The organism is Bradyrhizobium sp. 14AA, from assembly GCF_054185205.1.
The window spans coordinates 1-19,395 of record NZ_JAVAYM010000011.1 but is presented as its reverse complement, the minus strand read 5'-3'; the positions used below and the strand labels follow the sequence as shown (position 1 = coordinate 19,395).

The following is a 19,395-nucleotide window of genomic DNA, read 5'->3' as shown; positions in this document are numbered from 1 at the left end:
CTGCGAGACGCCGGCGGCGCCATGGATCCGGACGGGCCGCGCACAATGGTCTTGACGGAATCAGCCGGTAGCGGATTGCCTCTAGCTCGCTGCTTCCATGGCGCACACCCAGAACGCTGTGCTCCTGGCGGATTGTCTTCGTGAGCCAAGCTGCGGCTCCGAGTGTTTCGGCAACTTGCCACTTTTCGGAGGACTTGCCGCGCCGGTCCCGTTCGGCGACACTGATCGGATTTCAAGTAGTTGTTTTAAAGGGGGCCTTCATGCCCGAAACATTGGAAATCCTGTTGTGGTGTGCCGCGCTCGCGACGTGGCTGATGCTCTTCTTCGGAGTCGTCGGTGAGTTCCTGAAGCCTCTCTTGAAGCGCGTCGGCCATCTGCTCGATGTTGCTTTCAGGCACAGGGCGAAGTGATGCCGTAGCGGCCTGCAAGGCGCGGCTTGTCGGCTGCGCAGCTGGCGGAGCTGTGCGTCGCGATGACGCGTCAAGACGAACGGACCAGGCAGGCACATCGTGCGGCCGCAATCTCTCGCCGCTGTGCGGGGCAAGGGACGCGCGCGCTACGAGGCCAGGCCGAGACGAACGATGCCGCTAGCCTGCCAGCCTCCGATCGAGGGAAAACCGGCCTCCTCCGGTGACCAGGATCAACAGCGCGCCTCCCATGATCGAGATGTTCTTCAGGAAATGATTGTACTGCCCGATCTGTTGCGCTCCGGCGGGATATTCCCAGTAACGATGTCCGATTGCGGTCGCCGAGAACACGAACAGAAAAACCAGAATTGCGCAGTAGCGCGTGCCGATGCCGAATATCAAGCTGGCCGACATCAGCACTTCCAGCGCGACGGTGACCGCGGTGAACAGCTGGGGCGCCGGAACGTTCAGCGATCTGAAATAGCCCACCGAGCCGCCGAAGTTGGCAAGTGCGCCGTACGCGCTTCCAACGAAGATCCATGCAAGCAGGATGCGGCCGACCAGGATCAGCAGGTCAGCATTCTTGGTGACGAACTTGTCGATCCCGGATGTGGACCAGGGAGAGCGGAATGACATGGTCACTGCCTTATCGCCTTGTTGTCCGACGACGGCACTTCAATATCGGTGATCGTATCATGATCGGCGAGCCTGCCAATCCCGAGTTTACCCGCGGCAGACTTGACCGACCGAGTGCGCACTGTGCTGTTGAGCCGATGTGACCTCGGTGCTATCCTTCGATTCCATCATTCTGTTAGGTTTGATGAGGCGGGTGATCGGCTTACGGACCGCCGCCTGCCATTTGGAAATTGCAGTATTTGAATACCTCGAGCCCGGCTCCAGACGCATGTCAGTGTCGGCCGGGAGATGTTGATGGACGTCGTTTCCCTCCGTGCTTTCGATTGACCCGGAGGTGGGCTTTTTTGCCAAGCGCTGTCGAAAAGCGATTTCGCCATGTTGATTCCGACAAGCCGAGCCAATTGCAGGGCAGGCAAGGATCATTCGAATGCAAGACTGCTCAGCCGCTGCTCCGTGGTTTCCCTGCTATGTGCAGCCTGCCTCGTTCAATTCGCAAGCACCGCGTCGGCCCAATGTGCCGCCCGCGATGTTCTGCAGAACCAGGCGACGTTCAAGACACATTCCGCGCTAGCGTCCCTTCAGCCCATCAAATCGGTCAGCGATGTCGCGACATGGAAGACGATTGCAATCGGCAGCTTCGCCGACCCGATCAAGCTGCGCAACGAGCTGCATGGAATGGGCTGCAATGTCGGTGGGCAGGCCGCTGAAATCCTGGCTCGACCGGCATTCACCGTCAGCTCTCGAAAAACCGACGTGGAGCTCGTGGTCGTATCGCCAGCCCAGCTTGGGTTCACCTCCGACACCGTGACCCTGGCCGACGTTTACGCGCGCGCGCGGCAGTTCGGCCTTGAACTCGTTGCGGCCGAGGTCGGCGCGCAATTGCGTATTCAGTATCTCGACCAGCCGATGGGTGAATTTCTCATCATCGGAATGGAGCCGATCAAGACATGGGGTGGCGAACCGGTCATTCTGAACGTGGCAAATGGCGGAGCCGGATTGATCCTGATCGGGCAGGACGGCAGAGCGGAAGCGGACATACCGGCGACATCCCGTTTCGTTTTCGCGCGGTCCCGTCGATCCCTATCCAGTACCGAGCTCGTCGAGCAGGCAGCAGCCCGGCTGCCGCCGTGAACGGGACCATCCTTTTGCTGGAGCGCTCCCACCGCCGGCTCCGCAGCGGTGGACGCGGGCCGTCACCCCGCCTTGGCGATACGGCCGTCCGCAGCCCCTGATCGCAGGTTCTGGAAGAACTTCTCCACCTCGCGCGACAGCGTATCCGCCGTCGCGGTCAGGCTGCTCGCTGCCGTCAGGACCGAAGTCGCCGCCGTGTCGGTCTCGCCGATGGCGTCGCGCAGCGAGGTGATGTTGGCGACGAGTGTCTCGTTGCCCTGCGCGGCCGATTGCGCATTGGAGGAGATTTCGCGGGTGGCCTGGTCCTGCTGGCCGACGGCGCCGGCGATGGCCGAGGTAACCTCGTTGATCTCGCGCACCGCGCCGCCGATCTCCCGGACGGCATCGACCGCGTTGCGCGTGGACGCCTGGATCATCGAGACGTTCTCGCCGATCTCGGCGGTGGCCTTGGCGGTCTGGCCCGCGAGCGCCTTCACTTCGTGCGCCACCACGGCAAAGCCGCGGCCGGCATCGCCGGCGCGGGCGGCTTCGATGGTGGCGTTGAGCGCGAGCAGATTGGTCTGCTCGGCGACCGCCTGGATCAGATTGAGCACGCCGTCGATGCGCTGTGTGGCGGCAGCAAGGCTTTCGATCTCGGAGATCGATTTCTCGGTGCGCTGTCCGGTCTGCTCGACCGCGCTGGCGGATTGCCGCACCTGGCGGCCAATCTCCACCACCGACGCCGACAATTCCTCGGCCGCGCCTGCGACCGCCGTGACGTTGTGGGAGGCCTGCTCGGTGGCGTTCGCCGCCGTGCCGGCGCGGCTGCTCGCATCCGCGGTGACGCGCGTGATGGTCTGGGCTGTCTCGCGCATGACGGTGGCGTTGTCGCTGAGGCCGCGCATGATCGCGCCGATCGCCTCGCGGAATTGCTCGACCGATTGTTCGATGTGGCGGGCGCGTTCCTCGCGTGCTGCGGAGTCCTGCGAGACCTGCGTGGCGAGATTGCGGTTGCGGCCCATCGCGTCCTGGAAGATCTGGATGGCGCGGGCCAGCGCGCCGATCTCGTCGGCGCGGTCACTGTGCGGTACCACGACGTCTTCAGTGCCGTCGGCCACCTGCTTGATGGTCGCGGTGATGGCCGAGAGCGGCCGGGCGATCGAGCGGGCGATGATGACGATGCCGATCACGACGAGGGCCAGCGCCATGCCGCCGAGGCAGGTGAGCACGAAGGAGAGGGTCCGATTGGTCTCGGTCTCGCGTGCGATCTGCCTGGCGCGCTCGGCATAGACCTTGGACAGCGCCTCGAGATCCTTGTTCAGCGCCGAGCGCACGGCGCGGTTGGCGTCGTTGTCGCCCCATTCGCGGCCCGCGGCCGCATTGATCTCGACGCCGCGGCGAACCAGCTCCTTGCGGAAGTCGACGAACTGCTCGATGCGCTTCTTGAAGGTCGCGAACTGCTCGGCATCGTCGGCCTTGACGATGGTCTCCCAGCGCTTCACGACGTCGAGGATCTGGGCGTTGAACTTGAGCAGGCCCTCGCCGTATTTCTTCACCACGGCGGGTTCGGTCGACATGTAGACGCCGCGCGATTCCATCACCACCGCATAGACCAGCGAGTTGACCCGCTCGACGTTCAGCGCGGCGGCGTTCGCCGTCTCGATCGCACTCGTCAGCTCGGCGCCGCGGCGGCTGTTGTAGTCGGACAGCATCGCGATCGCCGCCGTGAGCAGCGCGAACAGCGCGAAGATCGCATAGAGCTTGGTCGCAAGTGAGAAACGGCCAGCCAGTTTGGCGGCATTCCCGGATCGGTCTGATGTCATGGTGTTCAGGGGCCTGGAACGGCCTGCGGCGGCCGGTGAGCACGGTCGTATAGAATTGATGCAAAACTATGCAGAACGAAGATGGATGGGGCGTTAACGCGCCCGTTTGACCGCCTTGGTCCTTGGTCGAAGGAAAGGTAGATATTTCAGCGTCTTGATCCGAAGGTATAGTTTCAGGATAGTCTTGCAGTCGGCCGTTGGCCGACGCACCCCGGAGACACCCTTGGTCTACCGCCACACCATCGACGCCACGACCTACACCTTCCCCGACCTGCGCGACCTCCTGGCCAAGGCCACGCCGCCGCGTTCCGGCGACCGGCTGGCCGGAATTGCCGCTGCCAGCGCCGAGCAGATGATTGCGGCGCGGATGGCGCTGGCCGATGTGCCGCTCGCCCAGTTCCTGCAGGAAGCCGTCATCCCCTATGAGGCCGACGAGGTGACCCGCCTCGTCATCGACAGTCACGACGCGACGTCCTTCGCGCCGGTGGCCTCGCTCACGGTCGGCGCCTTTCGCGACTGGCTGCTGTCGGATGCCGCCACGCCCGAAATCTTGCGCAGGCTGGCAGCCGGCATCACTCCGGAGATGGCGGCCGCGGTGTCAAAGCTGATGCGCAACCAGGATTTGATCCTGGCGGGGCGGAAATGCGAGGTCACCACCGCCTTCCGCAACACCATCGGCTTGAGGGGGCGGATGAGCACGCGGCTCCAGCCCAACCATCCGTTCGACGACGCCAGGGGCATCACCGCTTCGATCCTCGACGGCCTTCTGCTCGGTGCCGGTGACGCCTGCATCGGCATCAATCCGGCGAGCGACGATCCGGCCGTGATCGGGCAGTTGCTGCGGCTGCTCGACGAGATCATCGCGCGACTGAAGATTCCGACGCAAGCTTGCGTGCTCTCCCATGTCACGACGACGCTGTCGCTGATCGGGCAGGGCGTGCCGGTCGATCTCGTCTTCCAGTCGGTCGCCGGCACCGAGGCTGCCAACCGCAGTTTTGGCATCGACCTTTCGCTTCTGAAGGAGGCGCAGGAGGCCGGGTTGTCGCAGAAGCGCGGCACGGTCGGCGAGAATGTGATGTATTTCGAGACCGGGCAGGGCTCGGCTCTGTCGGCGGGCGCCCACCACGGCGTCGACCAGCAGACCTGCGAGGCGCGCGCCTATGCGGTGGCCCGCGCCTTTGCGCCCTTGCTGGTCAACAGCGTGGTCGGCTTCATCGGTCCGGAATATCTGTACGACGGCAAGGAGATCATCCGGGCGGGGCTGGAGGATCACTTTTGCGGCAAGCTGCTCGGCCTGCCGCTGGGGATCGACATCTGCTACACCAACCATGCCGAGGCGGACCAGGACGACATGGACAATCTCCTGACGCTCCTCGCCGCCGCCGGCGTTACCTTCATCATGGGCGTCCCCGGCGCCGACGACGTCATGCTGAACTACCAGTCGACGTCCTTTCACGACGCGCTCTATGTCCGTGACGTCTTCTCGCTGCGCCGCGCGCCGGAATTCGACGACTGGCTGGTGCAGTCGGGCCTTGCGGGCGCCGATTTCCGTCTTGCCGGCGACGCAGGCCTGCTGCCCGATTTTGCCTCGCGGCTGATCGCGTGACGCCACGGGGCCTCCGGCCCCCTGGGAAACCATTGGTCTCCCTCGGAATTATGCTCAGGCCACAATATTGAGAAATTCCGGCGACAGCATTACGCTATGTGTCTGGCTGGCAATTTCCGCAACCAGGTCGAGCGTGGCGGGGGAGCTTTGATGCGAGCTGAAAGCAACGGGACGGCCCGGCGGATTCTCTGCGTGTTTCCGCGTTACACATCCTCGTTCGGGACCTTCGAGCACTCCTATCCCCTGACCGATGGCGTCCGCGCCTTCATGCCACCGCAGGGATTGCTGTTGCTCGCGGCCTATCTGCCGGAAGACTGGCAGGTCAAATTCGTCGACGAGAACCTGCGCCGCACGACGACAGAGGAATTCGAATGGGCGGAGGCGGTGTTCGTCAGCGGCATGCACATCCAGCGCCAGCAGATGAACGACATCTGCCGCCGCGCCCATGAGCTCGATCTGCCTGTTGCGCTCGGCGGTCCCTCGGTCAGCGCCTGTCCGGACTACTATCCCTCGTTCGACTATCTCCATGTCGGCGAACTTGGCGATGCCACCAATCAGCTCCTCGAGATACTGTCGCGCGACACCTCGCGTCCCGAGGCCCAGGTGGTGCTGACCACCAAGGACCGCGTGCCGATGACGGAGTTTCCGATCCCGGCCTACGAGCTTGCCGACGTGAAGAAATACTTCCTCGGCAGCATCCAGTATTCCAGCGGCTGTCCGTATGAGTGCGAGTTCTGCGACATCCCCGGCCTCTATGGCCGCAATCCGCGCATCAAGACGCCGGAACAGATCATCGCGGAGCTCGACCGCCTGCGCGAATGCGGCATGACCGACACGGTCTATTTCGTCGACGACAATTTCATCGGCAACCGCAAGGCGGCGCTGGATTTGCTGCCGCATCTGATCGAATGGCAGAAGAAGACCGGCTACGTGGTGCGGCTCGCCTGCGAGGCGACACTCAACATCGCCAAGCGTCCCGAGATCCTCAAGAAGATGCGTGAGGCCTATTTCATCACCATCTTCTGCGGCATCGAGACGCCCGACCCCGATGCGCTGAAGGCGATGCACAAGGACCACAACATGATGGTCCCGATCCTCGAGGGCGTGCAAACCATCAACTCCTACGGCATGGAGGTCGTGTCCGGCATCATCATGGGGCTCGACACCGACAAGCCGAACACCTCGGAGGCGCTGCTCGCCTTCGTCGAGGAATCCCGGATTCCGCTGCTCACCATCAACCTGCTTCAGGCGCTGCCGAAGACGCCGCTGTGGGACCGGCTGGAGCGGGAAGGGCGCCTGATCGAGGACGAGGGGCGCGATTCCAACGTCGACTTCCTGCTGCCCTATGACGACGTCGTCGCCTCCTGGAAGCACGCCATGGGCGTCGCCTACGAGCCCGAGAAGGTCTACGCGCGCTTCCAGTATCAATGCGACGAGGTTTATGTGCATCGCCTCAAGATGCCGACGCCGGACGAGATGAAGACCTGGCCCAACATCAGGCGCGGTCTCGTCATGCTGCGCAACATTTTCTGGAAGGTCGGCGTGCTCGGCGATTACAAGCGCGTGTTCTGGAAGTTTGCCCTCGGTCGCATCAAGCGCGGCGACCTCGAAGGCCTGATCGGCTGCACCCTGATCGCGCACCATCTCATCACCTTTGCGCGCGCGGCCTCCAGCGGCAAGCAGAACGCCTCGAACTATTCGCTGCGGCTGCGCGAGGCCTCCGTTCCCGCCGAATGATGCGACATGTCTGATTCGGCCGTCCCGCGCCGCCCGACCCTCGATCTGCGGTCGCTCACGCCTGCGCGCGTCGCGCTGGGACGCAGCGGCGCGAGCGTGCCGACAAGAGCGCTGCTGGATTTCACGCTGGACCATGCCCGCGCGCGCGATGCCGTGCATGCCGCCTTCGATGCGCCGCGGCTCCTCGCCGATCTCCGCGCACTCGGGCTCGTCGTCACCGAGGCGAGGAGCCAGGCGGTCGACCGCCGCGACTATCTGCGGCGTCCCGATCTGGGACGGCAGCTCGATGCCGGCTCGGCGGAGCTTCTGGCACGAGGTGCCCCGGGGCCGTGCCGGCTCGCGGTCGTGATTGGCGACGGCCTGTCGGCGGCGGCGGTCCACGCCCATGCAGTGGCGGTGGTGAAGTGTCTGCTGCCGTTGCTCGCGGCTGACGATGGCGTCGCGATCGACCATGTCATCGTCGCCTCAGGCGCGCGCGTCGCCCTCGGCGACGAGATCGGGGCCATTCTCGGCGCGCGCATGATCGTGATGCTGATCGGCGAGCGGCCGGGCCTGTCGGCGCCCGACAGTCTCGGCGCCTATCTGACCTTCGCGCCCAAGCCCGGCCGCACCGATGCAGAACGAAATTGCGTGTCGAACATCCACCACGCTGGGTTGAGCTATGACGAGGCCGCCTTCAAGATCGCCTGGCTGGTCCGCGAGGGACTGGCCCGGGAGGCCACGGGCGTGGCGCTAAAGGACGAGAGCGCGGACCGGGCTCCGCGTCGAATTGGCACGGCTTTGCCCGAATGACGGGCATTCCCGTAAAATCGCCACATCTTGATCGATTCGGCCACACTTGCCCTGCTTGCGAGAAGGGTGATGGACCTGCTAAACCGCTGCCGGCGATTTTCCGCGCATTTTCAACGGGCAAGCCTCCCATTGGTATGGCGTTTTCAAGCCGTTCGCGGGGCGCAATAAGCTCACAAACCGAGCCGATTTAGGAACTGGACAAGGCATGCTCGAAAAGCACCGCGAGAATGAGGTTCATGTCGACAAGGTCGAGCAGGGGCCCGCGTCCTCGATCGCCTTCGGGCTGGAGCGCATCGGCCTGATCGCCGTCCGGGCGCCGATCCTGTCCTGCATCGTCCTGCTGGCGCTGATCGTCGGCGCGGTGTTCGGCATCTACCGGATCAAGATCGACGATTCGCTCTCGCAGCTGTTCCGCTCCGACAGCCGCGAATTCCACCAGTATGAAGAGGTGACCAAGAAGTTCCCGGCCGAGGAATTTGACGTCCTCGTCGTGGTCGAGGGCAAGACCCTGCTGGCACGCAACAACCTCGAGAAGCTGCGCGACTTCATCACCGACGTGCAGCTGGTCGAAGGCACGCGCGGCCTGGTCTCGCTGTTCTCCGCGCGCCAGGCGCCCGCGCCGGGCAAGCTTCCGGCGGCGCTGTTCCCGGCCGAGCTGCCCGAGGGCGCGGCCTATGACAAGTTCATCGAGACCGTCAAAAACAACGAGATCATCCGCGGCAAGCTGCTGTCGGAGGACGGCACGCTCGCGCTGATCGTGCTGTCGCTCGATCCGGAGGTGGTCGCCTCCAACAAGCTGACCAAGACCGTCGGCGACATCCGCGCGCTAATGAAGGAGGATCTCGCCGACACCGGGCTCAACGTGCAGCTCTCAGGCGTGCCGGTGATGCAGCTCGAGATCCGCAACGCCGTCGAGCGCGACGGGCTGACCTACAACATCCTCGGCATCCTCGCCGGCTGCATCATCGCCATCATCTTCTTCCGCAAGATCTCGTTCATGGTGGCGGCGGCGTTCCCGCCGATGATCGCGATCCTGCTGGCGCTCGGCGCGCTCGGCTGGGCCAATTTCAATCTCAACATGTTCCTGAACGTGATGACGCCGCTCATCATGGTCATCAGCTTCTCTGACTCGATGCAGCTCACCTTCGCCGCGCGTGACCGGCTGATCGCGGGCCAGGACAAGTTCACCGCCTTCAAGAACGCCGTGCTGGTGGTGGGGCCGGCCTGCGTGCTGACGCACGGCACCGCCGGCATTTCCTTCATCGCGCTCCAGTTCTCCAACTCCGACCTGATCCGCAAGTTCGGCGAGGCGGGGCTTGCCGCCACCATCATCGCGCTGGTCGCGGTGCTGTCGCTGGTGCCGGTGTTCGGCGTGCTGCTGGTCCGTAACGAGAAGACGTTCGCGGTCAAGTTCCAGAGCGCGGATGCCGGCGTGCAGGCGCTGCGCAATTTCTGCTACTGGATCGCGGTCCGCATGGTGGGCCGGCCCGGCCTGTTCAGCCTGATCGCGGTGCTGTTCGTCGGTGGCCTCGGCGTCATCTACGCCAATCTGGAGCCGCGCTATCGCCTCGCCGACCAGGTGCCGGACAAGCGCCAGGCGGTCGCCGCCAGCGACCGGCTCGACGCCAAGCTCACCGGCGCCAATCCGGTCAACGTGCTGGTCCAGTTCCCCAAGGGTGAAACGCTCTATTCGCCGGAGACGCTCCAGACCATCGCCGACGTGCATGCGACGGTGGAGAAGGCGGCCGGTGTCGGCAACGTCTGGTCGGTCGAGACCCTGCGCCGCTGGCTCGCGGAAAAGGCCGGCAGCGCCGACGTGGCCACGCTGAAGGAATATGTCAGCGTCATTCCCGAGCATCTGGTGCGGCGCTTCATCGACGCCGAGCAGGACGCCGTCGTGGTCGCCGGCCGCGTGCCGGACAAGGATTCCAGTCAGCTCCTGCCGATCGTCGACAAGCTCGATGCCGAGCTCGACGCCGTCCGCAAGAAGCATCCCGGCTACGAGGTCGCAGTGACCGGTCTTGCCGCGATCGCCGCGCGCAACTCGGCCAGCATGATCGAGAAGCTGAACCGCGGCCTCACCGTCGAATTCGCGCTGGTCGCGATCTTCATCGGCCTCGCCTTCCGCTCCTGGGTGGTGATGTTCGCCTGCATCCTGCCGGGCATCTTCCCGGTGGTGATGTCGGGAACGGTGCTGTGGGCGATGGGCGAAGGCTTGCAATTTGCCAGCGTCGTCGCGCTCACCGTCTCGTTCGGCCTGGGTTTAAGCGCCACCATCCACTTCCTCAATCGCCTCAGGCTCGAGAGCAAGCCGGGCGTCGGCTCGGCGCTCGCGGTGGAGCGCGCGACCGTGCTGGTCGGCCCGGCTCTGATCCTGACCACGGTGGTGCTGGCCTGCGGCCTCGTCGTCACCGTGTTCTCCGACCTGCCCTCGCTCAGGCTGTTCGGCTGGCTCAGCGCCTTCTCGATGGTGATGGCACTCGTCGCCGACCTCTTCATCCTGCGGCCGACGGCGATGTGGCTGATCAACCTGCACGCCAAGCTGCAGGGCGCGGACAAGCGGGCGATCTGAGCGGTGGGGCCGCGAAAGCGGCCCCACACTCACGCCTCGACGCGGATGATTCCGTACGGATTGAACTTGAAGTCGTCCTCGGCGTAGTCCTGCTCGCGCGAGAGCGAGAGCTTGCGGTCGCGCAGCGTTGCATCGATCCCACGCTCGACCATCGCGTTGGCGATCTCCTCCATCAGCATCACCGCGGTCCATTCGTTGCCGCGCGATTTCGCGACATAGACCTCCGGCAGGCCGACGAGGTGATAGCCGACGGTCTCGTAGTAGCTGTTACCGCCGAGCGGACGCTTGGCGAAAGCGAGGCGACACGCCTTGGCGAGGGCCGGGGTCACGGCGAGATCCTGACCGGTGCTCGCGCCCTTGCGCGCCTGATCGGCGAGGCTGCGCCATCGCGCGAGGCCATGGGCGACGCCCGCGCTTTCGCCCTTCACGGCGGTGGCGCCGGCCTCGATCATCTCCTCGGCGATGCGCAAGGCCGCCGCCGAATACGCCACCGACTTCTGCTGCTCCAGCGGCGGGCTCAGCACGTAGAGCACCGCCTTGTGGTTGGCCACGGCGGCTTCGTCCGCCGCTGACCACGCCTTCGGAAAGACGCGGTCCCAGCACACGCCGAACGACCGCTCCATGTGCGGATCGGGCCTCGCTTGCGAATAGGTGCGGTCGATCTCGAAGTTGAAATCGGCGATCGCCCGCGCCGCCGCCTTCGGCGGCTGCAGCAGGCTTTCGTCCTTGCCGAGAAAGCAGAGCACGTGACGCGGTTTTACGGACGACGGTTGCATGTTCGCCCCTCGCTGGATTGACGGTTGATCTTCGGCGAAGGCGCGACTGGCCGCGAACAGGCCGACGGCCTTGAGCAGATGTCTGCGAATTGGGTCCATGTCACCAAACGATGTCAGCAACGATGTCAGCAAAAAGCCCCCGGCTCGCGAGAACCGGGGGCGTGTTCCGTCCGACGTGGGAAGAGCGTTAGCCCTTCGTCATCGTGATGTTGACGCCGCGGATCTCGCCCTTCGAAGAGATCTGCACCGTCTGCTTGGTGCCGTTGGTGCGCAGCGACAGATTGGCGGCAAAGCCGTTGGCCTCGACGAACACCTCGATCTGGCCGCCGCCGGCGGTGCCCTGCAGATTGCCGAAGATGTTGCGGCTGGCCTCGCTCCAGTTGCCGGAGATGCGGTCGCCCTGGCTCGTCACGTCGCTGGTGAGGTCGAATTTGTAGCTGTCGGAGGCGCAGTGCAGCGCCTGCTTCAGGTTGAGACCGCTGCCCGCGACCTTGTAGTCGGCCTTGCAGCGGATGCGCTCGGTGGAGCCGTCGGACAGCGACACCGTGCCGGTGCCGGTCCACGCGCCGTCGAAACCGGCAAACGGTCCGGACGACTGAGCCTGACTTGCCGAAACCGAGAAGAACAGCGCCGCCCCGATGCCGGCCGCCTTGATTGCCAGTCCAGATCGCCCAAAGAATTTCATCTCAAAATATCCCGTTTTGGAACGACGTTCGCTTCCGATGAAGAACGTCTCGCCACATCGAAGGTTTAGTGCTCCGAGCCGGTGTCAGGTTCAAAGCCCGGCCGCCAGAGATGGCGGTTCACGGCGCCTCGCGCCATGGTCAAACACGGCAATTTGCCGTGTTTCGATATGTTTCTGACGACAAAGTCAGGTGGGACAGATGCAGCTCTGCAACAGGTCTGCAGTAAAACGCAGGTCTCCTGAATTATGACGTAGTATCAACCTCTTACATCTGCCAAGGAAGATGCAGGGAAGACCTGATCTGGCGGTGCGGCGCCAATTTGGCCGCATTTGCCAGTGCTTGTGCCTTCTCCGAGGCCGCCACTTTCGCGGCGCCTTGCCATCAGAACAATCCGTTCCGGTCGTCCGCCCTGTGCTGTCCGGGATCGGTGCGATTCTGCCGTCAGAATGAAGGAATACAATGCGTAAGCTTCTCGTCGCTCTCACCCTGCTGTCGGCATCCCTTTCGACCGCGGCATTCGCCCAGGCAGGACGCGGCACGGATTCCGAGCAGAAGGCCTGCACGCGCGATGTGCAGAAGTTCTGCCGTCCGGTCATCGACCAGGGCGATTTCACCATCCTGGCCTGCCTCAAGGAGAACCGGGCCAAGATTTCGCAGGCCTGCGACCAGGTCCTGAAGAACCACAACCAGTAAGCTCGGCCACTGGCCCACGAAGGCGGCCACGGGGCCGCCTTTTCTCGGGCCGGATCCGGCAGGGCTGCCATCGAGAGACAGGATTGGTTTTGCGGCCGTATTCCCCTATATGGGGGCCGCGGCGGGCATCGCCGGCATGAGCCCGCGCGAGCGAAAAAGCCCTTCCTGTCCAAACGATTGTAGACCAGCCCTCGATGACCTCTGCGAGCGAATTGCGATCCGGCAAGGGTGACCGCGACGAGAATTTTCCCGTCGCGTCCTGGATCATTCATCCGCGTCATCGCGCCCTGATCCTGGCGTACTACAATTTCGTCCGCACCGCCGACGACATCGCCGACCACGCGACCCTGCCCCCCGACCAGAAGCTCGCCTATCTCGACCTGCTCGAGGCGGAGCTGCTCGGCAAGGGCGACACCCAGGCTGAGGCCGTCACCTTGCGGCGCGCGCTGGCCGAGCGCGGCATGGCGCCGCGCCATGCCCTGGACGTGCTCATCGCCTTCCGCATGGACGTGACCAAGCTGCGCTACGAGAACTGGGACGAGGTCATCCATTATTGCCGCTATTCGGCGATGCCGGTCGGCCGCTTCATGCTCGACGTCCATGGCGAGAGCACCGCGACCTGGGCCGCATCGGATGCGCTCTGCGCCGCGCTTCAGATCAACAACCACCTTCAGGATTGCGGCAAGGATTTCCGCGAGCTCAACCGCGCCTATCTGCCGCGCGATGCGCTGGCAGCACACGGCGCCTCGGTCGAGCAATTGGGGTTGACGCAATCGCCGCCGGCGATGCTGGCCTGCCTGCAGGCGCTTGCCGTTCGCAACGAAGCGCTGCTCGACGAGGGCAGGTCGCTGGCTGCGGAGATCCGGGATGTCCGCCTCGGCATCGACGTCGCGGTGATCCAGGCCTATGCCGACCGCATCGTGCGCCTGTTGAAGATGCGCGATCCCCTGCGCGAGCGCGTGCACCTGAACAAGTTCGAGCTTCTCACCTTCAGCCTCGCCGGCATGATCGGCGAAGTCGGCCGCCGCGCGATCGGACGCAAGGCCATTTCCAGACCGGGGACTGCACATGACGCTTGAGGCGGCCTCGCCCGGCGCCAATTATGGCTCGACCGCATCCGGCAGCTCCTTCTATGCCGCGATGCGCATCCTGCCGCATGACCAGCGCGAAGCGATGTTTCAGATCTACAGCTTCTGCCGCCAGGTCGACGACATCGCCGATTCCGACGGTCCGCGCGACGAGCGGCTCGCCGCGCTGCAGGAATGGCGCAACGACATCGACGCGCTCTACCAGGGCAATCCGCCGCCGCGGCTGAAGGACTACGTCGCCTCGGTGAAGACCTTCGGCCTGAAGCGCGAGGATTTTCTTGCCATCGTCGACGGCATGGAGATGGACGTGCCGCAGGACATCCGCGCGCCCGACATGGCGACGCTGGATCTGTACTGCGATCGCGTCGCCAGCGCCGTGGGTCGTTTGTCGGTGCGGGTGTTCGGCCTGCCCGAAGAGGACGGCATCCAGCTCGCCTATCATCTGGGCCGCGCGCTTCAGCTCACCAACATCCTGCGCGACATCGACGAGGACGCCGGCCTCGGCCGGCTCTATCTGCCGCGCGAGGCGCTGCTGCATGCCGGCATCACCTCCAACGATCCGAACCGCGTGATCACCGAGCGCGCGCTGCCGAAGGTCTGCCTGCCGCTGACGCAGCGTGCGAAAGCGCATTTCGAGAAGTCGGACGAGATCATGAACCGCAACAAGCGCCGCGCGGTGCGCGCGCCGCGGATCATGTCGAAATACTACCACTCCATTCTGGACCTCCTGATCGCCCGCGGGTTCAACGCGCCGCGCGAGCCGGTGCGTGTGTCGAAGATCACACGCATCGCCATCCTGCTCCGTTACGCTTTCATCTGATGCAAAACACAGCTCACATCATCGGCGCCGGGATTTCCGGCCTCTCCGCCGCCGTGCGGCTCGCCAATGCCGGCTTCAAGGTCGCCGTGCACGAGGCGACGCACCAGGCCGGCGGTCGCTGCCGTTCCTATTTCGACGGCGCCACCAATCTCACCATCGACAATGGCAATCATCTGCTGCTGTCGGGCAACAGCCATGCGCGCGCCTATGCGCGTTCGATCGGCACCGAGGCGGGTCTCGTCGGCCCCGAGAGCGCGCAGTTTCCCTTCGTCGACATCAAGACCGGACAGCGCTGGCAGATCGATCTCGGCAATGGTCGTCTGCCGACCTGGGTGCTCGACGAAGGCCGCCGCGTGCCCGACACCGGCCTCACTGACTATCTCAAGCTGGCGCCGCTGATCTGGGCGTCGGAGGAGACGCTGGTCGGCAAATCCATTCCGTGCGAAGGCGTGCTCTATCAGCGCCTGGTGCAGCCGCTGCTGCTCGCAGCGCTCAACGTCGATCCGCCCGAGGGCTCGGCGGGGCTCGCCGGCGCCATCGTGCGCGAGACGCTGCTCGCCGGCGGGCAGGCCTGCCGTCCCCTGATCGCGCGCGACGGTCTCAGCGCGGTGCTGATCGAGCCGGCCGTGAAGTTTCTGCAGGAGCGCGGCCACAGCGTTCAGCTCGGCCACGAGCTGCGTTCGTTCGTCAGCACTGACGGCAAGGCGAGCGCGCTGAATTTCGGCGGCGAGGATGTGATCCAGCTGGGTGCGGGCGACGTCGTCGTGATGGCGGTGCCGCCGCGCGCGGCCGCGAGCCTGCTGCCGGGGGTGAAGACGCCGACCGAATTCCGCGCCATCGTGAACGCGCATTTCCGCATCACACCGCCGCCGGGTTCGCCGCCGATCCTCGGCGTGATCGGCGGCGTCGTGGAATGGCTGTTTGCGTTCCCGAACCGGCTGTCCGTCACCATCAGCAACGGCGACCGCCTGGTCGAGATGCCGCGCGAGGAACTCGCGCAGGCGATCTGGAGCGACGTCTGCAAGGCGGGCGGCGTGTCCGGCGAGCTGCCCCCTTGGCAGATCGTGCGCGAGCGCCGTGCCACATTTGCGGCAACGCCTGCGCAGAATGCCCTGCGTCCGGAGCCGGTCACCGCGCTGAAAAACCTGTTCCTCGCCGGTGACTGGACTGCTACGGGATTGCCTGCAACCATCGAGGGATCGGTTCGATCAGGCGATCGCGCCGCCGATCTGGTTTTGGCCGCCAAGAGATCTTGAAATGCGGCCCTGACGGGCAAAGTCCCGGTCAATTCAAATCAACTATCGGAGCAATCGAGCGTGATGGATTCCGTGAACGCGACCAGCCGCGAAGTCCTGGAATCGAGCATCCTGGACTCGAGCATTGCGTCGGCCACGCAAGGCGTCATCGGCTTCCAGCAAGCCGACGGCCATTGGGTGTTCGAGCTCGAGGCCGACTGCACGATTCCGGCCGAATACGTTCTCTTGCGCCACTATCTCGCCGAGCCCGTCGACACCGCGCTCGAAGCCAAGATCGCCAATTATCTGCGCCGCGTGCAGGGCGCCCATGGCGGCTGGCCGCTGGTGCATGACGGCGAGTTCGACATGAGCGCCAGCGTGAAGGCCTATTTCGCGCTGAAGATGATCGGCGATTCCACAGATAGCCCGCACATGGTGCGCGCGCGCGAGGCGATCCATGCCCGCGGCGGCGCCATCAACAGCAACGTCTTCACGCGCTTCCTGCTCGCGATGTACGGCGTCGTGACCTGGCGCGCGGTGCCGGTGCTGCCGATCGAGATCGTGCTGCTGCCGTTCTGGTCGCCGTTCCACCTCAACAAGATCTCCTATTGGGCGCGCACCACCATGGTGCCGCTGATGGTGCTCGCCGCGCTGAAGCCGCTCGCGAAAAATCCCAAGGGCGTCGGCATCGACGAATTGTTCCTGCAGGACCCGCGCTCGATCGGCATGACCGCCAAGGCGCCGCACCAGAGCATGGCCTGGTTCCTGCTGTTCAGGTCGCTCGATGCGATCCTGCGCGTCATCGAGCCGATGTTTCCGAAGAGCCTGCGCAAGCGCGCGATCGACGCCGCGCTCGCCTTCACCGAGGAGCGGCTCAACGGCGAAGACGGCATGGGCGCGATCTATCCGCCCATGGCCAACATCGTCATGATGTACGACGCGCTCGGCAAGGACGAGAGCTTCCCGCCGCGCGCGATCACGCGCCGGGGCATCGACAAGCTGCTCGTGATCCACGACGACGAGGCCTATTGCCAGCCCTGCGTCTCGCCGGTGTGGGACACGACCTTGACGGCGCATGCGCTGCTGGAAGCCGGCGGCGACAAGGCGGTGCCGGCGGCCAAGCAGGGCCTCGACTGGCTGATCCCGAAGCAGGAGCTCGAGGTGAAGGGCGACTGGGCCGCGAAGCGGCCCGACGTGCGCCCGGGCGGCTGGGCCTTCCAGTACAACAACGCGCATTATCCTGACCTCGACGACACCGCCGTGGTGGTGATGTCGATGGACCGCATGCGCCGGGAGCACGGTGCGACCGGCTATGATGCGGCGATCGACCGCGGCCGGGAGTGGATCGAGGGCATGCAGAGCGACGACGGCGGCTGGGCCGCCTTCGACGTCAACAATCTCGAATATTACCTCAACAACATCCCGTTCTCGGACCACGGCGCGTTGCTGGATCCGCCGACCGAGGACGTCACGGCCCGCTGCATCTCGATGCTGGCTCAGCTCGGCGAGACCGAGAAGACGAGCAAGCACGTTGCCGACGGGGTCGCCTACCTCAGGAAGACCCAGCACCCCGAGGGCTCCTGGTACGGCCGCTGGGGCATGAACTTCATCTATGGAACCTGGTCGGTGCTCTGCGCCCTGAACATGGCCGGTGTTCGCCACGACGACCCCATGATCCGGAAGGCCGCCGCCTGGCTGGCGTCGATCCAGAACAAGGACGGCGGCTGGGGCGAGGACGCCGTCAGCTACCGGCTGGACTACCGGGGCTGGGAGGCCGCCCCCTCGACCGCCTCGCAAACGGCATGGGCCTTGCTTGCCCTGATGGCGGCAGGCGAGGTTGATCACCCGGCCGTCGCCCGCGGGGTGGAGTACCTGATTGCAACACAGAACGAAAAAGGACTGTGGGACGAGCAGCGGTACACCGCCACAGGCTTCCCCCGTGTATTCTATCTACGGTATCATGGTTACCCGAAGTTCTTCCCGCTGTGGGCGCTGGCGCGGTATCGGAACTTGCGGAACACCAACAGCAGGGTGGTAGGGGTCGGAATGTGACTTTGGGGACGGGGGGCTATCTTACCGCGGGCAATGCCATTGATCCGCGGCCGATCTTGATCGTGACTGGACTGGTTCAGGAGGCCCGTATCGCGGCCGGCCCCGGCATGGCCGTCATCTGCTCGTCCAGCAGCCCGACCCAGTTGCGGGCGCTGCTGACGGTGGTGGATCCTGAGACGATTCGCGGCGTGATCTCGTTCGGCGTGGCCGGCGGGCTCGACCCGACGCTGCGCTCCGGCGACGTCGTGCTGGCGACCGAGGTGCTGTCCGGCGATGCCCGCTGGGCCGCCGGCCTGTCGCTCGGCGACGACCTCATCGACCGCCTGACCTCGGGCCGCCGCCGCGTGGTGCGCGGCAGCCTCGCCGGTGCCGAGGAAGTGGTCACCAAGAGCTCCTGCAAGGCGGCGCTGCACTCGGAGACGGGCGCTGCCGCCGTCGACATGGAAAGCCACATCGCGGCCGCCTACGCCGCCGAGGCCGGGCTGCCCTTCGCCGCGGTCCGCGTCATCAGCGACCCCGCCCACCGTGCGCTGCCGGCGATCGCCCGCGCCGCCATCAAGCCGAACGGCCAGATTGACCTCGCCGCCGTGCTGCGCGGCATCGTGCGCAATCCGGCAACCCTGCATGCGCTGGTCTCGACCGGCATCGACTTCAACCGCGCGCTGCGGTCGCTGCGCGGCTGCCGGGACTATCTGATCGGGACGGAGCTCATCGAGAGCGAGGCGCTGGTTTCGAAGGCGGCTTGAGCGGGGGCGCAGAGCTGACGAAGACAAGGCCCGGTCGTGCGACCGGGCCTTTTTCGTTGGGGCGGAGCGATCTTCGTAGGATGGGTTGAGCTCTTGCGAAACCCATCTCTTCCCGGTCGCCGCTCTCCGCAGTCGCGGTCATCATCTGACCGATTGCCCGCCAAATCGGCTGGATGGTTTGATGGGAAGAGCGGAAGCGAAACGATTGATTTGGCCGCGGTGGTGATGGGTTTCGCGAAGAGCTCAACCCATCCTACAGGCTGGGCTCCATCCGGGCCACGAGCTGAGTAGGGCAGGGATCGCTTTCTCCCGTCATTGCGAGGAGCCCTTGCGACGAAGCAATCCAGAATCTTTCCGCCGAAACAGTCTGGATTGCTTCCCTTCGCTCGCAATGATGTTGTGGACGGCCCCACCTGAACGGCATCAAGTGCCAAAACGTGGTCGCCGGAGCGCCACAAAGAGGGGAGCCGTCCATGGCGAAGTTTATCAGAGCGGCGATTGATCTGGGCAAGAACTATTTTCAGGTTCATGGGCTCGAGAGCGAGGGCGGCCGGTCAATCTCGCGCAAGGTCAAGCGTTCGAAAATGCATGAGGTCTTTTCGCAGATCGAGCCCTG

General features: G+C 64.8%; 16 protein-coding genes. 12 read left to right on the top strand and 4 right to left on the bottom strand.

Annotation, left to right across the window (positions count from 1 at the left end; translation table 11 throughout):
- Positions 1-260: 260 nt before the first annotated feature.
- A complete protein-coding gene (locus RAD15_RS20490; RefSeq protein WP_458179957.1) occupies positions 261-410 on the top strand; it encodes a hypothetical protein in 150 nt (49 codons plus the stop codon).
- Between the two features lie 177 nt (positions 411-587).
- Here the strand turns inward: RAD15_RS20490 and RAD15_RS20485 are convergent, their stop codons facing one another.
- Positions 588-1,043, bottom strand: a complete 456-nt coding sequence (locus RAD15_RS20485) for a DoxX family protein (RefSeq protein WP_458179956.1) — start codon at positions 1,041-1,043, stop codon at positions 588-590.
- A gap of 375 nt (positions 1,044-1,418) precedes the next feature.
- On the opposite strand from RAD15_RS20485, the gene RAD15_RS20480 reads away from it, so the two are divergent.
- Positions 1,419-2,174 (top strand): hypothetical protein, encoded by a 756-nt coding sequence (locus RAD15_RS20480; RefSeq protein ID WP_458179955.1) that lies wholly within the window; start codon positions 1,419-1,421, stop codon positions 2,172-2,174.
- Positions 2,175-2,236: 62 nt separating this feature from the next.
- On the opposite strand, the gene RAD15_RS20475 is transcribed toward RAD15_RS20480, so the two are convergent.
- Positions 2,237-3,976, bottom strand: coding sequence for a methyl-accepting chemotaxis protein (locus RAD15_RS20475; protein ID WP_458179954.1), 1,740 nt, complete (start codon positions 3,974-3,976; stop codon positions 2,237-2,239).
- 223 nt (positions 3,977-4,199) lie between these two features.
- On the opposite strand from RAD15_RS20475, the gene RAD15_RS20470 reads away from it, so the two are divergent.
- From RAD15_RS20470 to RAD15_RS20455, 4 genes are all read left to right on the top strand, one after another.
- Positions 4,200-5,582 carry an ethanolamine ammonia-lyase subunit EutB gene (locus RAD15_RS20470; protein WP_458179953.1) on the top strand — a complete coding sequence of 461 codons (1,383 nt, stop codon included), beginning with the start codon at positions 4,200-4,202 and terminating at the stop codon, positions 5,580-5,582.
- 150 nt (positions 5,583-5,732) lie between these two features.
- On the top strand, positions 5,733-7,319 hold the full coding sequence (locus tag RAD15_RS20465) for a B12-binding domain-containing radical SAM protein (RefSeq protein ID WP_458179952.1): 1,587 nt from the start codon (positions 5,733-5,735) through the stop codon (positions 7,317-7,319).
- Between the two features lie 6 nt (positions 7,320-7,325).
- Positions 7,326-8,111 carry an ethanolamine ammonia-lyase subunit EutC gene (gene eutC / locus RAD15_RS20460; RefSeq protein WP_458179951.1) on the top strand — a complete coding sequence of 262 codons (786 nt, stop codon included), beginning with the start codon at positions 7,326-7,328 and terminating at the stop codon, positions 8,109-8,111.
- Positions 8,112-8,316: 205 nt separating this feature from the next.
- Entirely contained in the window at positions 8,317-10,683 is a 2,367-nt protein-coding gene (locus RAD15_RS20455; RefSeq protein ID WP_458179950.1) for an efflux RND transporter permease subunit, read from the top strand.
- Positions 10,684-10,712: 29 nt separating this feature from the next.
- On the opposite strand, the gene RAD15_RS20450 is transcribed toward RAD15_RS20455, so the two are convergent.
- On the bottom strand, positions 10,713-11,558 hold the full coding sequence (locus RAD15_RS20450) for a hypothetical protein (protein ID WP_458179949.1): 846 nt from the start codon (positions 11,556-11,558) through the stop codon (positions 10,713-10,715).
- Positions 11,559-11,646: 88 nt separating this feature from the next.
- Positions 11,647-12,144 (bottom strand): hypothetical protein, encoded by a 498-nt coding sequence (locus RAD15_RS20445; RefSeq protein ID WP_458179948.1) that lies wholly within the window; start codon positions 12,142-12,144, stop codon positions 11,647-11,649.
- A 460-nt stretch (positions 12,145-12,604) separates the two neighbouring features.
- Here RAD15_RS20445 and RAD15_RS20440 point away from each other — a divergent pair, with 460 nt between their 5' ends.
- The 6 genes from RAD15_RS20440 (at position 12,605) to RAD15_RS20415 (ending at position 18,779) form a co-directional block, all read left to right on the top strand.
- Positions 12,605-12,838, top strand: coding sequence for a hypothetical protein (locus tag RAD15_RS20440; RefSeq protein ID WP_008144014.1), 234 nt, complete (start codon positions 12,605-12,607; stop codon positions 12,836-12,838).
- Between the two features lie 194 nt (positions 12,839-13,032).
- Complete coding sequence (gene hpnC, locus RAD15_RS20435) at positions 13,033-13,917, top strand: squalene synthase HpnC (protein ID WP_458179947.1); 885 nt, start codon at positions 13,033-13,035, stop codon at positions 13,915-13,917.
- Positions 13,907-14,746, top strand: coding sequence for a presqualene diphosphate synthase HpnD (gene hpnD, locus RAD15_RS20430; protein WP_458179946.1), 840 nt, complete (start codon positions 13,907-13,909; stop codon positions 14,744-14,746). Before hpnC ends, hpnD begins: the two co-directional genes overlap by 11 nt.
- Positions 14,746-16,002: a hydroxysqualene dehydroxylase HpnE gene (hpnE, locus tag RAD15_RS20425; protein ID WP_458179945.1), complete on the top strand. Its 1,257-nt coding sequence runs from the start codon at positions 14,746-14,748 to the stop codon at positions 16,000-16,002. The genes hpnD and hpnE overlap by 1 nt, the downstream gene beginning before the upstream one ends.
- 63 nt (positions 16,003-16,065) lie before the next feature.
- Positions 16,066-18,033, top strand: a complete 1,968-nt coding sequence (gene shc, locus RAD15_RS20420) for a squalene--hopene cyclase (RefSeq protein ID WP_458180179.1) — start codon at positions 16,066-16,068, stop codon at positions 18,031-18,033.
- Complete coding sequence (locus RAD15_RS20415; protein WP_458179944.1) at positions 18,030-18,779, top strand: phosphorylase; 750 nt, start codon at positions 18,030-18,032, stop codon at positions 18,777-18,779. The genes shc and RAD15_RS20415 overlap by 4 nt, the downstream gene beginning before the upstream one ends.
- The last annotated feature ends 616 nt before the right edge of the window (positions 18,780-19,395 follow it).